The following is a 15925-nucleotide window of genomic DNA, read 5'->3' on the forward strand; positions in this document are numbered from 1 at the left end:
TCCTGTCAAAGCTTCGTCGTGATGCCGATGCCGACGACGCGCGGCTGCCCGACGCGCACCGATCCGACGCCCGGCGCCCAGCTCTGCCCCGCGACGACGTAGCGACGATCGAGCAGGTTCTCTGCGAACCCGTACAGCGTCCAGTTCCGGTACGTCCAGCCGACCCGCAGGTTGACCACGCTGTACGCGGCGAGATTGAAGCTGTTGCGTACGTCGACCGCGCGCGAGCCGACGAATTGCCACGCCGCGTCCGCGTTGAAGCGTCCCGGCATGCCAACCGTGCCGCCGGGCAGTTCGCCATGCACGCCGAGGCTGGCCGTCGTGCGCGGCACGTTCGGCAGCCGGTTGCCCGACCGCGCGCCCGTCACATCGCCGGCGGGCACCGCGCGCAGTTCGCCCTGCGTATAACCGAGCCCTGCCGTCAACCGCACGTAGCGCGATACCTTCGCGCCGAGTTCGAGCTCCGCGCCGTAGGTCCGGTAGTCGAGCGACGCGGGCATGAACAACCCGTTCGACGGGAAGAACGCGACGAGGTGGCCGTTCTTCACGTCGTTGTAGAACACCGAACCGTCGACGCTGAGCCGCCGGTCGAGCCACAGCGACTTGAAGCCAAGCTCGTAGGCCCAGCTCGTCGACGCCGGAAACGACGACTCGCGCCGGCCTTGCGGCCCGTTCACGGTCACGGCCGGGAACCCGGCCGATGCCTCGCCACGCGACACGGTCGCGTAGGTCATCAGCGTATCGGTCCAGTCGAACGTCAGGCCGGCGCGGCCGGTGACGAACGTGTCGCTCAGGCTGTCTTCCTCGCGGAATCGGCTCACGACCTTCGGATTGCCGTTGCCGTCGAACGCATAGCGCGCGTCCTTGCGTTCGTAGGTCGCGCGCACGCCCGTGATCGCCTTCAGCCGGGCCGTGAGCGGCCAGCTCGCCTCGCCGAACAGCGACACGCTGTCGGTATTGATGCGGTTGTGCTGCTGACCGTTCTGCGTCGTCACGAAATTGAACGCGGCCGGCGACGCAATCGCCGACGAGTCGTTCGTAAAGCGCGAATGGAAATAGTTGAGCCCGGCCGTCCACATCACGGGGCTGTCGTCGCGCGAATTCAGCCGCATCTCCTGCTGGAACGTCGTTTCGCCGAAATGCATCTCGGTGTAGTCCGCGCCCGGCACGTCGAACACGGTCGCCGGCCGCTTCGACAGTGCCGAATAGATGAGCCCGTCGGTCAGGTCGAACTGCTGGACGTTGCGCGAATCCTGGTAGCTCGTCAGCGACGTGAACTTGAAGCGCTCGAACTCGCGGTCGACCCGCACGCTGCCGCCCGCGTCGCGCCAGCGGCTGAACGTGGACGGATTCAGCTCGACCTGCGGGAACGCGGGATTCTGCAACAGCACGAAGCGCGGCGCGGTGGTCTCGGTCTGGTCGACGAAACCCGACACAGTGACCGACGTATGGTCGTCGATCACCCACAGCACCGTGCCGCGCGCGGCGCCGATCTTCACGCGCCCGTCGGTGCCGCCCGTCGCGAGGTTCGGCACGTTGCCGTTCAGATTCGACATCCGCACCGCGACGCGCGCGGCGACATCGTCCGACACCGCCCCGTTGCCAATCACCTCGCCGAGCCAGCGACCGTGCGTGCCGGCTTCCGCGGTGGCCGAGAATTCCCGCTTGAAGGTCGGCTGCTTCGTGATCACGTTGATCGCGCCGCCCTGCGTATTGCGGCCGAACAGCGTGCCCTGCGGGCCGCGCAGCACCTCGACGCGGTCGACGTCCATGAAGGTCGGCGGCGCCCCGGTGGTCGCGCGCGGCACGTCGTTCACGTACATCACGACCGATTCGTCGTCGGCTGCGAGCGGCATGAAGGAGCCGACGCCGCGGATGCTGAACACGTTCGCATAGGTCGCGCCGATATCCGCGAACGCGAGATTCGGCACCGAGCGCGCCAGGCCCGCATTGCCGGCCGACGGCGCTGCATCGACCGCGAGATCCGCACCGCTCACGGCCGTCACGCTGACCGGCACCTTCTGTCGCGATTCGCTGTGACGGCGCGCGGTGATCGTCACCGCTTCGAGCTGCGAGCCGTCGACCGCATCGGACGAAGCGGAAGCAGACGACCGGGCCGCCGCCGGCGTCGCTGTTTCAGCTGCGTGCGCGGCTGGCGTCGGCGCCAACGCGGCAGCCAGCGCAAGCGACAGCGGCACCATCGACGAGACCTTGATGCGTAACCCGGCATCGGTGGATTCTGCGACGCCCACCGGTGAAACGTTCCGTGAATGGACGGAATGACCGGCGAATCGATCCGGTGAAGCGATACGAGAAGTCGCCCGGCGAGTCCGGGCGGTGCGACTGCAACGACGATTCATGAAGCCTTCCTCTGCTGATGCTCCGTCCGCGACGGACCGGCAACGGCCTCGCCGCGAACCCCGTGAAGCGTGGTGGTTGCAATGGGTGATGAGATTCACGCGTGCCCGGCATCGCGGGCAATCAGGCGCGCATAGCGTCCGTGGCGCGCGACGAGTTCGGCGTGCGTGCCCTGCTCGACGACGCGGCCTTCATCGAGCACGACGATGCGGTCAGCCTGGCGGATCGTCGACGGCCGGTGCGCGATCATCAGCACCGTGCGACGCCGTCGCAGCCGCGCGAGCGCGTCGTGGAACGCGCGCTCGCTTTCAGTGTCGAGGCTCGACGACGCTTCATCGAGCACGAGCACGGGGCTGTCGCGCAACAGCGCGCGCGCGATCGCGATCCGCTGTCGCTGGCCGCCTGACAGCCGCGCGCCACGCTCGCCGCAGCGCGTGTCATAACCGTTCGGCAACGCGGCGATGAAGTCGTGAGCCTGCGCATCGCGCGCGGCCTGCTCGATGTCCGCGTCGCTCGCGTCCGGCCGCCCGAGGCGGATGTTGTTCGCGATGGAATCGTCGAACAGGTACACATCCTGCGGCACCACCGACACGAGCTGCCGCAGCCGCGCGACCGGGATGTCGCGCACGTCGACACCACCGAGCGTCACCCGTCCCGACTGTACGTCCCGGAAGCGCAACAGCAGGCTCACACACGTGCTCTTGCCCGCGCCCGACGCACCGACGAGCGCGACCGTCTCGGCCGGCTTCACATCGAGATCGACACCGCTCAGCGCCGGCGCGTGCGCGCCGTCGTACGCGAACCCGGCCTGCTCGAAGCGGACCGTCGCGTCGCCCGGCTCCGCGCTGCCGTGGTCGACGATCTGCACGGGCTGCCGCTGAATCGCGAGAATGCGCTCCGCACCGGCCTTCAGCTCGCCGAGCTTGCGCGCGGCCTGCGCGACTTCGGCAAGCGGGATCAACGCGGCGCCAACCAGTACGACCGCGCACGGCAGCAACGCGCCGGCGAGCAGCCCGTTCTGGACCAGCACCGCGCCGGCCAGGAGCGCGGCGAGCAACGCACACGCCTGCAGCAGTTCGATCGCGGCCTGCTCGAGCCCCGCACGCACGCCGTAGCGGCGCTGTTCGTTCTCCATCTCGGCCACGCGCGACGCGACGCGGTCGAGCCACGCGCCTGCCTGGCCGAACAGCGCGATCTCCTTGCGCCCCTGGATCCCTTCAATCACGTCGGCATCGAGCCGCGCAGCCGCTTCCGCGAGCTTGCGGCCCTGGCGGTGCGCACGATCGCCGAGCCAGAACGGCACCGAGGCGAGCAGCGGCAGGAACGGCAGCAGCGCAAGCGTCAACCACGGCTGCACGAACGCGAGCACCACGAGCGCCAGCAGCGGTACGACGCCCGCCGCGATCGCGTCGGCAAGCGTGTGCGCGAAGAAATGTTCCATTGCCTGCGCGTCGCGCGTCGCCGTCGCCGCGAGCTCGCCCGTGCGGCGCCCGGCTACGGAACCCGGCGCCGCGCGGTCGAGCCCGTCGTAGATGCCGATCTGCATCGTCTCGATCAGCGCGAACGCGAATTCGTGCGATACGTGCGCCTGCCACCAGCGACCGCCCGCGCCCGCGACCACCGCCGCGGCAAGCACCCACAGGCCGGGCTGCCACTGCGCGACGGCCCCGCCGGTGACCGCCACCCCGACCAGCCACGCACAGGTCGCGAGCGTCGCGACCATCCCGCCCTGTGCAAGAACCGTCGCGACGATCGTCAGCACCATCAGCCGTTCCTGCCCGCCGGCGAGCCGCATCAGGTCCGCCCATCCGCTGCGCGTGCGCGGCGCATCGTCGCGCGGCGCCGCCGCGCGATCTCGGATCGTTGTCGAGGTCGTGCTCATGCGGTTTTCTCCTGCGATGCGCCGGCGTGTGCATCCTGTGCGGCCAGCAGACGCGCATACAGTCCGCCGCGCGCCGTCAATGCGTCGTGATTGCCTTCCTCGACGATCCGGCCGTCATCGACGACGACGATCCGGTCCGCGTGCCGCACCGTCGCGAGGCGATGCGCGATCACGACGAGCGCGCGCTGTCCGGCGAACGCCTCGATCGACGCCTGGATCGCCTGCTCGCTCGCCGGATCGACATTCGAGGTCGCCTCGTCGAGCAGCAGGACCGGCGCGCCCTTCAGCCACGCACGTGCGATCGCGAGCCGCTGTCGCTGGCCGCCCGACAGTTGCGCGCCGCGTTCGCCGACCGCGGTCGCATAGCCACGCGGCAGGCTTTCGATGAAATCGTGGATGTGCGCGACGCGCGCCGCGTCGCGGATCGCTTGCGCGTCCGCGTCGGGACGCGCGAACCGCAGGTTGTCCTCGATGCTGCCGTGAAACAGCACGATGTCCTGAAACACCGCGCTGACCTGCGCACGCATCTCCGCCAGCGGCAGATCGCGCAGGTCGATGCCGCCGATCCGCACGGCGCCGCGCTGCGGATCGGCCATCCGCATCAGCAACGCACCGAGTGTCGACTTGCCGGCCCCCGACGGTCCGACGACGCCGACGAATTCGCGCTCGCCGACCGCGAGCGATACGCGCTCGAGTGCGGGGCGATCGCTGCCCGGCCATGCGAACGTCACGTCGTCGAATGCGATGTCGGAGCGCGCACCCGGCGCGCGCGGCGACGCAGGCTCGCGCACCGGCGGTTCGGCATCGAGCAGCGCAGCGACCGGCGCGGCCGCGCTCGCGGCGCCCCACGCGATGTGGAACGTCTTGTCGAGCCGGTCGACCGGCCGGAACGCCTCGCGCGCCAGAAACAGCGTGATCAGCGCGGTCGTCGCAGGCAGCGCACCCGACGCCGCGCGCGACGCGTTGAGCGCCGCGATCAGCGCGATGCAGCCGAGCCCGAACAGGCCCGTCACGCCATTGCGCATCAGCGTGGCGTAAAGAATCTCCATCGCCTCGCGGCGCAATTCGGCCGCCGCGGCAACCAGTGCCGCGCGGCGCGTACCGGCCACGTCGAACGCCTTCAGCGTGACGATGCCCTGCAGGCTGTCGAGCATCGTCGCACCGAAACGCCCCATCGATGCCATCAGCCCCGATGCCTTCGGCCGGCACAGCCGCAGCCACACACGATCGACCACGGGCACCGCCAGCACGCAGACGGCGAGCACGCCGGCAGATAGCGGATCGAGCCACGCGACGACGCCGATCACGCCGGTACAGCCGACAAGCGCGACGCAGACGGCCGGGATGTAGCGACCGTAATACGTCTCGAGCGCTTCGACACCGCCGACGATGGTGTTCTGCAGTTCGGCGGTGCGGCCCGCGCCGCCGTCCGCGCCGAGCGCCAGCGCCTGCGGCAGCAACCGCGCGCGCAGCCGCGCCTTGGTGCGGCTCGCGGTGCGCAGCGCGGCAACTTCACCGGCCCACATCAGCGCGATCCGCACAAGCGCGAACAGCGCGAAACCAAGCGCCCAACCGAACACGCCAGACGGCGGCGTGCCGGACAGCACGGCCACGATCCCGAACGCGAGGCACAGTGCCTGGGCCGCGTGGCATGCGGTAACGGCCAGCCCGATCGCGACGCTCGCCGCGATATCGGCATAAACGACTCCCGCGAGCCGCCACAACTGAGTTTGCATCTGATTCTCCTTAATATGGATACCTTATCGATTGGGATCGGACCGCACCACCATGGCATGGATGCAACGCGCTGGTCAGCCGGCCGCGCGGTCGCCCGTCACGCAGTGCACGGGCACGCCCTTCAGCGGCGTGGCCGTGATGTCGACGAGCCCCTGCTCGGCGAGCAGCGCCCTGACGGCGGCAACCGGATAGCAATCGCCCGCCTGCGTAAGTCCAAGCATCTGTGCTGCGAACAGACGCGGCACGGGTTCGCTCGCTGGAGGCGCGTCGGAGATCATGAAATCGCAGACCGCGATCCGCCCGCCGGGCGCGAGGCAACTGCATGCGCGAGCGAGCAGCCGACGGCATGCGTCCTCATCGAAGTGATGGAGGATCTGGCTCATGATGACGAGGTCGTACTGCCCCGGGATCTCGACGTCGAACAGGTCACCGCCGACGAACCGCGCACGCGCCTCGACCCCGAATTCATGCGCGGTGCGCGCACATGCGTCGTGGATCGACGGCCAGTCGACGCCGCACACGATCGCCTTCGGCTGCGCCTGCGCGAATGTGAAACCGTAGATGCCGTTGCCGCAGCCGAGATCGAGCACCGCAACCGAACGGCGCACGGCAGCCCACGGTGCGAGCAGATCCGCGACGCGTTGCGCGGTACGCCGGCTTGTGTTCGCAATGCCGACCGCGAATTCCTGCCAGTACGGGTGATCCGCCGCCTCGAGGCTCGACGGCAGCACGCTGCCACCCGCCACGACGGCCTCCCTGAAATGCCGGAACGTGTCCCACATCAGATCGGCCGTGTAGACGCTCGACAGGCCGCCGATGTAATGCGGCGATGCGGTCACGAGAAAGCGCTGCGACGTCGGATTCAGCGCATAGCATGCCTGCACGGCATCATGATCGACGAGCGCAAGCCCGGCCAGCGCATCGAGCAGGATCCGTATTCCGCGCGCACTGGCCCGCAGTTCTCCGGCCAGCTCGGCCGCGCCGCGCGGGCCGGCCGCCAGCCGGTCGAATACGCGCAGCTCGATCGCCGCGCGCAGCACGCCGGCGCGCTCGACGCCCATCAGCAGATCGAGGATCGGTGCCGCGGACAGTGCGGGTTGCGCGCCCGGCAAGCAGGTCGCGAGCGCAGCCTGCGCGGTCGCGACCTCGCGCGCGAGCATCGCGCGGTCAACCTTGCCCGACGGCGCGAGCGGCAGCCGCGGGCAGGGCACGACCGCGTCGACGCGCTTGCAGCTTTCCACGCCCGCGTCGTCGAACAGGAAGCGGTTGACCGCGTCGAGCGTCGGCGCCGGGCGACCCGCGCGCGGCACGACGCAAGCGCAGAGCCGCACCCCAGTTGCGTCGCCGGCCGCCTGCACGACGGCCACGTCCGCGACGTCGGGATGCCCGTGCAGAAGCATCTCGATCTCAACGAGGTTGATCTTCACGCCGTTACGCAACACGATGTCCGCCCGTCGGCCGACGATCTGCAGGTAACCGGCCGAGTCCATCCGGCCGCGATCGCCCAATCGCACCCAGCCGTCCGCCGCGCGATTGCGTTCATCCAGCCCCGGCGCACCGTAGTAGCCCATCGGCGTCATCGGCCCGCGCGCCCAGATCTCTCCCTCGTCGCCCGGGTCGACGTCTGCACCCGCCTCATCGACGATCCGCACCGTGACGACCGCCGGATCGGGACGCCCGACCGTCGCGACAACCGTATCTAAATCGTCGTCCAGCGCGGTGTGGCATGCGACACCGTCTGCCGAGCCGTACGACTGGATCAGAGAGCAGCCGATCACGTCGCGCACACGCCGAGCGGTCTCCGCGCTCAGCGCCGAGCCACCGCTGACGATCGCCTTCAGCGACGACAGGTCGGGCGCGTCGGCCCCTCCGTCCACAAGCAGCGGGCTTTCAAGCAGCATGTCGACCATGTTCGGTCCGGCGAACAGGTGCGTGACGCGCAGCGCGGCGACCGAGAGCAGCGCGGCAGTCGGCTCGAACCGCTCGAGATTGACGAGCGCTCCGCCGAGCGCCGCGAGCGTGCACGACGTGCCGAGCGAGCCGAACGGCGACGCGAGCGACACGCAGAACATCGCGCGTATCGACGAAACATCGGCGCCGAGACTCTTCAGGTACGATGCCTGCCCGCCGATCAGGCCGTTGTGCGAATACAGCACGAGCTTCGGCTCGGCCTCCGAGCCCGACGACGCGATCAGCCGCACCGGGCCGTCCGGATCGAGCACGCCCGCCCGATACGGATACGGTTCGAACTCCCAGCAGCGATCGAGGTCGGGCCAGTCGAGATAACGCGCGCCATGCACGAACACGCGTTCGAGCGCAGGCAGTTCGTCGCGCAACCCGTCGACCAGCGCTACGTAGTCGATGTCGCCCACCCGCCGCTGGCAGATCAGCACTTTCGCGGCCGACTTCGAGAGCAGCGCGCGGCTCTCGTGCCGCTTGCGACCGATCGGGTAAGGCAATACGATCGCGCCGAGCGCGGCGGCGGCCAGGTCGACCGCGCAGGCACGCCAGCCGTTCGGCAGATTGACCGCGACGACGTCGCCCATGCGCACGCCGCTTGCGTGCAGCGCGGCTGCGAGCCCGAGGCTGCGCACGCGCAGTTGCGCATAGGTGAGCGCGATGCCGCCGTCGGACACCGCGAGTGCGAGCGGGTGCGCATCTGCGTAGCCCGCGAACGCCCCGAACAGGTCGCGACCGGCGTAAATGCCGGCGTCAGCCCAGGCGCGCCGCAGCGGGGCTGGCACATGATCGCGTACGGCACCGGATTCCGGAACGGCGTCGCACGAGCGGGCGGCGGAAAGCGTGGAGTCGAATGTCATCGAAGCGTCTCGGTGTGAGTGAAGGTCCAGGGACAGGCGACGGACAGGCGATCGGCTTCGCGTCGCACGCTGCCCGTCAGCAGAGAATGGGTGGCGACGCAGGCTGCGTCGGGCGCGATAGCGACGGCCGGCACGTCGTGCGCGGCGAATTCGTGCTGCCAGTGCGTGGTGTCGTGCATCGCGAGCGCCGCAGCGAGACGCTCGGCTGCATCGTCCGGCACCGTGCCATGCACGACCCCGCACAGCGTCGCAATGCGCGCCGCGCCACGTTCGCCGGGCGGCACATCGATCATCAGGCGGCCGTCGCGCGTCGCGTACGCGGCCGGCAGGCCCAGCGCCGCGACGAGCGGCGCGGCATCGTTACGCCGCATCGCGACCGCCACCTCGTGCTCATGCGCGACGAGCAGCGCCGCGGCACCCGTCATAGCGGAATCGAACCCGCGCGCGCGGCCATCGACAGCGCGCGCGTAGAGCGCAGCGGCCACGCCCTCAGCCGCCGCGACGCCGCCGAGCACGTCGACCAGCGTCAGCAGCGCGCCGCCGCTTCCATGCGGGCCGCCGATCAGAGACGCCAGGCCGCTGTGCGCCTGCACCATGAAGTCGGTACCGACCGGATCGTCGGGCGCTGGCTCGCGCCCGGCGCCCGACGCCGATACATAGACGAGCGCTGGTGCGACCGCCGCGAAATCGGCCGCCGTCAGTTCGAGCCGCACAGCGCGGCCGGGTGCCCAGTTGTGCAGGAACACGTCAGCGTCGCGCGCGAGCTCGAGCACGCGGTCGCGCCCGGCGCGCGTACGGAGGTCGAGTTCGACGCATTCCTTGCCGCGGTTGATGGCATCGAAATGCGCGGACACGCCGCCCGCGAAAGGGGGCATCCCACGCATCGGATCGCCGCCGGGCGGCTCGATCTTGAGCACGCGCGCGCCGAGCAGGCGCAACACGTGCCCGGCGAGCGGCCCCTGGATCAGCCGGCAGGATTCGAGCACCGTGATGCCGGCGAGCGGCCGGTCGTGCACCGCCGGCACATTGCCGCGCGCGAACGTTCGCGCACTGGCCGGTTCGGCCGCAGGATCGAATTGCCACGGGCCACCCGCGCGCCAGCGCGCGTCGCGCGGATCGTCGCGCAGCGCGGCCGCGTCGCGCACCGCGCTCACGTAGGTACCCGTCTCGCGTGCGATCGCGCCCAGCGACGCATAGTCGAACCGGGCCGCCGCGCGGAACAGGCCGACCGGCAGCGGCGCAAGCGCCTGCGTGTAGCGCAGCATGAACGGACGCCACCCGGCAGCGATGTCGTCCTCGCCTGCCGCCACTCGCCGCCAGAAGCGCCCCCACGCGTCCGGGTCGAGCGCTTCGAGCTCGAAGCGCACGCCGTCGCCACTCTCGAACGGCGGCGGACGATCGTTCGCATCGCGCGGCTGCTGCGCGGGCTGCCCGACGTGATCCATCGCGAGGTATTGGCCCATCGCGAACAGCGCCGCATCGGCAAGACACAGCGACAGCGCGGCAGGCAGCGCGCCGTCGCGTCCGCGCTGGGCAGCCAGTGCGGACAGCGCCGACACGGACGCGAGCGACGCGGCGAGCGTCGACACGTAGTCGACACCAAGCGGCCGCCACGCATGCACCGCACGCGCATGCCAGCCCGTGATGCCGGTCGCGGCCTGCAGCAGCGCATCGGACACGGGAGCGACGGCCGCCGGCCAGCCTCGTAGCGAAACATCGACGCGCGCGCCCGACGCATCGGCAAGACGCGCGTGAATCGCGCCATCAGCGGCTGCCCCGCCGTCAGGCAACGCGCAAGCGAGCGGCAGCGGAGCACACTGCACGCCCAGCGCCACCATCCGCCGACGCAGCGCGGCTTGCGCCGGCGCGAAGCCGGGCGACGCCGCCGGCAGCGTCAGCCGCACGCCACCCAGCGGCGGCGCCGCGAGGCTCGCGGCATTTCGTTCAACGTCAGTCATAGGCATGGATATAGATCTGGCCCCGACCTGAGGAAACGCACCGTTTCCCGCTTGTCCGGCAGCCACGCCATCGGTTGATGGTCGACATCCACAATGATATTTTACGGTTGAATGAGAATAATTCTCATTTCGTATGTATGTCGGCGAATTTCATATGCGGGCCGGATGAAGCCGTTCCATCCCAAAAACTTTGTAGCTAGTCTTGCGGCCATCGAGGCGTTTGAGACTCATACGAGCCGTCCGGTCTGCCGTGGAGAACCTGAGAGGAGTTGTTCGGATGCACGCACTGACCATACCCAGCGCGTCCCCAATGGACGTCGCCCCAAACCAGACCTGGACCGTCGCACGCGGAGACGCCGAATGCGGCAGCTACGCGGTCGAACGCCTCAATTGCGAACCCGGCTTCTCGGTCGTCCGCTCAAGCGTGCTGTCGGAGCGCGAGTTGACCGAGGCCTGCAGCCACGACGGCGCCGAACGCCAGCTTGTCGTCGCGATCGGGCTCGAAGGCGACTCCGAATTCTGCGACCGGCGCGGCGAACGTCTGCCGTTCTCGTCCGGTCACACAACGGTGTCGGTGTTCCGCAGCGGCGGCGGCGAACGCCGCTTCGCGGCGAACCGGCTCGTGCGGCAACTGCGGCTTGTCGTATCGGAAAGCACGCTGTCGAGCTTCGTCGGCGAGGACCGTTGCCGCGAACTGCTCGGCCCGATGCTCGGTCATTTCGAAGGATTCCGGCAGGTTGCATTCACGGCGAACGGCACGAGCCCACACCTGCGTTTCTTCCGCAACCCCGACCTGCTGCAGCAGGATGGCCTGAGCCTGCGCATCCACGCGCTGAGCCTGCTCGCCGACCAGTTGCACACGATCGCGCCGGCACCCGCGCGAACCAGTCGCCTCGGCGCGCGCGACCTCGACAAGCTCGCGCATATCGAGGCGTTCATGCGCACCCACCTCGACAAGCCGCTCAACAACGCGTACCTGTCGGCCTCGCTCGGCATCAGCGAATACAAGCTGAAGGAGTGCTTCCGTCAGGCCTACGGCACGAGCCCCGCGCAGCACCTGCTTGAACTGCGGATGCACCGCGCGCAGGAACTGCTCGAAGCCGGCCACCAGGTGGCCGAGACAGCTTATCGCGTCGGCTACCAGCATCCGAGCAATCTCAGCGCCGCCTTTACGCGTTTCTTCGGATGCACGCCGAAATCCGTCCTCGGCAACCGATCCTGCCGAGCCCTTCCCCGATCCGCCGAATGTGCCAGCCATGACTGACCTGCATGCCACACCCGCCCGCGCCGCCGGCCGGTGCGAGATTTTCCTGAACCTCAACGAATCGCCGTTCGGACCGTTCGACGAAGCCGAAGCCGCCGCCGCGCGCGTGCTCGCCGAGGCAGGCCGCTACCAGTTCCCGCTCGTCGAACGGCTGCGCGAAGCGATCGCCGCCGCGCACGACGTGCCCACCGGCTGGGTGTCGCTGTATCCGGGCTCGAATCGCGCGCTGCATTACGCGACGCTCGCGTTCACCGCGCCCGATGCGCCGCTCGTGCTCGCCAGCCCCGGCTACCCTGTCTGCGAGCAGGCCGCCCGGCTCGCGAACCGGCCCGTGCGCCGCGTACCGCTCCGCGCGGACGGCGCGCACGACGTTGCCGCGATGTGCGAGGCGGCGCCGCGCGGACTGATCTATGTCGCCAACCCGAACAACCCGACCGGCACCGTGACCCCGCACGGCGCGCTGCGACGCCTGCTCAGCGATCGCTGGCCCGGCACGACCGTGCTCGTCGACGAGGCGTATATCGAATACAGCGACGAGCCGTCGATGCTCGACGCGGTACGTACGGACCCGGGGCTGATCGTCGCGCGCACATTTTCGAAGATCTACGGGATGGCCGGCCTGCGGCTCGGCTATGCGGTCGCGCAACCCGACGCCATCGGGTGCATCCACACCATGCCGCCGCACGACGTGTCGGTGCCGGCCACCGCCGCGGCCCTCGCGAGCCTTGCGCTGCGCGACCGGCTCGGCGAGCGCAAGGCATACACGGCAGCCGGCCGCGACGACCTGATCCGCTGGTTCGCCGCGCGCGGCCTCACGTGCCTGCCTTCGCGCTCGAACTGCGTGATGGTCGATCTCGGCCGCCCCGGGCCGCCCGTGATCGCGGCGCTCGCCGCGCGCGGCGTGCACGTCGGACGCAATTGGCCCGACATGCCGAACTGGATGCGCATCACGATCGGCACGCGCGACGAGATGGCGGCGCTGAAAGAGGCGCTCGTACACGTGCTCGCCGAGCCGGTCGGGCGCGACGCTGCCTGAGCATGCCCCACTCTCCCCCCTCATTCCGTTCAACCGCCTACCGACGATCCACCATGAAACTACCGCCTCTCGTTACGACGCTCGCGCCGCTGTCCGGCGACGAACTGACCCGCTACAGCCGGCATGTCCTGCTGCCCGAACTCGGCCTGACCGGCCAGCAGCGCCTGAAGGCCGCCCGCGTGCTCGTGGTCGGCGCAGGCGGGCTCGGCTCGCCCGCACTGCTCTATCTTGCCGCCGCGGGAGTCGGCACGCTCGGCGTGATCGATTTCGACCGCGTCGACGTGTCGAACCTGCAGCGGCAAGTGATCCACCGGATGTCGACGGTCGGCATGCCGAAGACAGCCAGCGCGCACAACGCGATCGTCGCGCTCAATCCCCACGTCGACGTGCGGCTGCATGACGAACGGCTCGACAACGACAACGCGATCGCGCTGTTCTCGCAGTACGACCTGATCGTCGACGGCACCGACAACTTCGCGACGCGCTACCTCGTCAACGATGCCTGCGTGCTGGCCGGCAAGCCCTACGTATGGGGCTCGATCTACCGCTTCGAAGGCCAGGCGTCGGTGTTCTGGGAGGACGCGCCCGACGGCGTCGGCGTCAACTATCGCGATCTCTATCCGGAACCGCCGCCGCCGCATCTCGCGCCGTCGTGCGCCGAAGGCGGTGTACTCGGCGTGCTGTGCGCGTCGATCGCGTCGATCATGGCGACCGAGGCCGTGAAGCTGATCACGGGCATCGGAGAATCGCTGCTCGGCCGGCTCGCCGTGTACGACGCGCTCGACATGCGCTACCGCTTCCTGCCGCTGCAGCGCGCGCCGCAGCGACGGCCGATCGTCGCGCTCGACGACTATCCGCATTTCTGCGGCCTCACGACGCGCATCGAGCCCGTGCAGGTGCCCGCAATCGATGCGACTGCACTCAAGCAACTGCTCGATGCAGGTATGCCCGTGGAACTCGTCGACGTACGCGAGCCGAACGAATGGGACCTCGTGCGCATTCCCGGCGCAAGGCTGATGCCCAAGCAGCAGTTGCTGGCCGACGGGCTCGCACAGCTCGAACGCACGCGACGCACTGTCGTCTACTGCAAGGGCGGCGCGCGCTCGCGCGACGTCGTGCAGGCGATGTACCGTGCGGGCTTCACGGACGTCAGCAACCTCGACGGCGGGATCCTGTCGTGGATCCGCATGGTCGATCCGTCTCTGCCGCGATATTGAGGCGCCGACGATGCTGACCCTGCCGACCGACGTCGTAGACACGATCGTCCGCCACGCGCACGACGCGCATCCGCTCGAATGCTGCGGCATCATCGCAGGCACGGCCGACGGTTCCCCGCCATCGCGAGTGGTGCCGATGCGCAATGCCGCGCAGTCGCAGACCTTCTTCCAGTTCGACGCCGCCGAGCAGTTGCGCGTCTGGCGCGACCTCGACGCACGTGACGAGGCACCCGTCGTGATCTATCACTCGCATACGGCATCGGCCGCGCGACCAAGCCGCACCGACATCGCGTACGCGGCCGCGCACCCCGATGCATACCACCTGATCATCGCGACCGATCCACGCTTCGAGCCGACGCTCCGCTGCTACCTGATCGTCAACGGGATCGCGACCGAAACGCCGCTGAAAATCGGAGCATAGGAACCACTCTGATCAACCTGTACGATTTATCCAAAAAATATACTAAGGACTACAAATGGCAATCACCATCTGCATCCCGACCATCATGCGACCGCTGACCAACGACCGGAAGGTCGTCGAAGCGCAGGGCGGCACGCTTCGCGGTGTGATCGAATCGCTCGAGTCGACATATCCGGGCCTGCAGGCGCGGCTCGTCGAAGACGACCGGCTGCACCGCTTCGTCAATGTCTACGTGAACGACGACGACATCCGCTTCAAGGGCGGACTGTCGGCCGCCATCGCGGACGGCGACACCATCACGATCCTTCCGGCAGTCGCCGGTGGCCGCTCCTGAACGTGGCCGCCGCGACGCCTCTCCCGTCCGAGGAGCCGATCATGCAGCAATGTCCTTTCATGAGCCCGCCCGTTACGAAACCCGCGAAGCCGCGGCCGGGCTTGCGTTACAGCGGCTATCTGCAGCTCGACAGCTTGCTCGACAGCCAGTCGATGCTGTCAGGCACGCACGACGAGATGCTGTTCATCATCCAGCATCAGGCATCGGAGCTGTGGATGAAGCTGCTGCTGCACGAGCTGACGCGTGCGTGCGCGCAACTTCGCGCATCGCAGCTGCCGCAGGCGTCGAAGACGATCGCCCGCGCGCAGCGAACCATGGAGCATCTCGTGCACAGCTGGAACGTGCTCGCGACGCTCACGCCCGTCGAGTTCCTCGCGATGCGCCCCGCGCTCGGTACCGCGTCCGGCCATCAGTCATTCCAGTTCCGCGAAATCGAATTCCTGCTCGGCAACAAGAACCCGGCGATGATCGGCGATCACGATGCGCACCCGGCCGCGCGCGACGCGCTGCTCACGCGGCTGCACGCTCCGTCGCTATACGACGAGGCGGTCGGCGCACTGGCGCGCGCGGGCTTCGCGATCTGCCGCGCGCGACTCGATGCCGATCCGGCCGGGTCGGTACGTTACGACGCGTCGGTGGAAGCCGCGTGGTGCGCGGTGTACCGCGACACGGATGCGCACTGGGCGCTGTACGACCTCGGCGAACGCCTGATCGACCTCGAGGAAGGTGTACGTCAATGGCGCTTTCGACATATCGGCACCGTCGAACGCACGATCGGCCTGCGCCGCGGTACGGGCGGCAGCGATGGCGCGAGCTATCTGCGCAGGACGCTCGACGTCGTGCTGTTTCCCGAGCTGTGGCAGATGCGCACGGCGCTCTGACTCCCGCCTCTCTTTTCG

11 protein-coding genes are annotated in these 15925 nt (G+C 69.0%); 6 read left to right on the plus strand and 5 right to left on the minus strand.

Annotated elements, in window-relative coordinates:
• Positions 1-5 precede the first annotated feature (5 nt).
• The 5 genes from GQ56_RS0108445 to GQ56_RS0108465 form a co-directional block, all read right to left on the minus strand.
• Positions 6-2201, minus strand: a complete 2196-nt coding sequence (locus GQ56_RS0108445) for a TonB-dependent receptor (RefSeq protein ID WP_031398242.1) — start codon at positions 2199-2201, stop codon at positions 6-8.
• 254 nt (positions 2202-2455) lie between these two features.
• Entirely contained in the window at positions 2456-4240 is a 1785-nt protein-coding gene (locus tag GQ56_RS0108450) for an ABC transporter ATP-binding protein (protein ID WP_031398243.1), read from the minus strand.
• Positions 4237-5976 (minus strand): ABC transporter ATP-binding protein/permease, encoded by a 1740-nt coding sequence (locus GQ56_RS0108455; RefSeq protein WP_031398244.1) that lies wholly within the window; start codon positions 5974-5976, stop codon positions 4237-4239. The genes GQ56_RS0108450 and GQ56_RS0108455 overlap by 4 nt, the downstream gene beginning before the upstream one ends.
• Positions 5977-6051: 75 nt before the next feature.
• On the minus strand, positions 6052-8796 hold the full coding sequence (locus GQ56_RS40075; protein ID WP_052007232.1) for an AMP-binding protein: 2745 nt from the start codon (positions 8794-8796) through the stop codon (positions 6052-6054).
• Positions 8793-10820 (minus strand): CoA transferase, encoded by a 2028-nt coding sequence (locus GQ56_RS0108465; protein WP_152601703.1) that lies wholly within the window; start codon positions 10818-10820, stop codon positions 8793-8795. The genes GQ56_RS40075 and GQ56_RS0108465 overlap by 4 nt, the downstream gene beginning before the upstream one ends.
• A gap of 244 nt (positions 10821-11064) precedes the next feature.
• Here GQ56_RS0108465 and GQ56_RS40080 point away from each other — a divergent pair, with 244 nt between their 5' ends.
• From GQ56_RS40080 to GQ56_RS0108495, 6 genes are read left to right on the plus strand one after another with little or no spacing between them, the layout of a single operon-like run.
• On the plus strand, positions 11065-12018 hold the full coding sequence (locus GQ56_RS40080) for a helix-turn-helix transcriptional regulator (protein WP_052007233.1): 954 nt from the start codon (positions 11065-11067) through the stop codon (positions 12016-12018).
• Positions 12011-13054 carry an aminotransferase class I/II-fold pyridoxal phosphate-dependent enzyme gene (locus GQ56_RS39255; protein WP_052001056.1) on the plus strand — a complete coding sequence of 348 codons (1044 nt, stop codon included), beginning with the start codon at positions 12011-12013 and terminating at the stop codon, positions 13052-13054. Before GQ56_RS40080 ends, GQ56_RS39255 begins: the two co-directional genes overlap by 8 nt.
• Positions 13055-13107: 53 nt before the next feature.
• Positions 13108-14271, plus strand: coding sequence for a molybdopterin-synthase adenylyltransferase MoeB (gene moeB, locus GQ56_RS0108480; RefSeq protein WP_031398249.1), 1164 nt, complete (start codon positions 13108-13110; stop codon positions 14269-14271).
• Between the two features lie 10 nt (positions 14272-14281).
• Positions 14282-14692 carry a Mov34/MPN/PAD-1 family protein gene (locus GQ56_RS0108485; RefSeq protein WP_031398250.1) on the plus strand — a complete coding sequence of 137 codons (411 nt, stop codon included), beginning with the start codon at positions 14282-14284 and terminating at the stop codon, positions 14690-14692.
• Between the two features lie 55 nt (positions 14693-14747).
• The gene (locus tag GQ56_RS0108490) at positions 14748-15026 is read left to right on the plus strand and encodes a MoaD/ThiS family protein (protein ID WP_031398251.1); all 279 of its coding nucleotides are present in this window, start codon (positions 14748-14750) and stop codon (positions 15024-15026) included.
• A 41-nt stretch (positions 15027-15067) separates the two neighbouring features.
• Complete coding sequence (locus tag GQ56_RS0108495; RefSeq protein WP_081894880.1) at positions 15068-15907, plus strand: tryptophan 2,3-dioxygenase; 840 nt, start codon at positions 15068-15070, stop codon at positions 15905-15907.
• Positions 15908-15925: the final 18 nt, after the last annotated feature.

Origin of the sequence: Burkholderia paludis (genome assembly GCF_000732615.1) — a bacterium.
In the GTDB taxonomy this organism is placed as follows: domain Bacteria; phylum Pseudomonadota; class Gammaproteobacteria; order Burkholderiales; family Burkholderiaceae; genus Burkholderia; species Burkholderia paludis.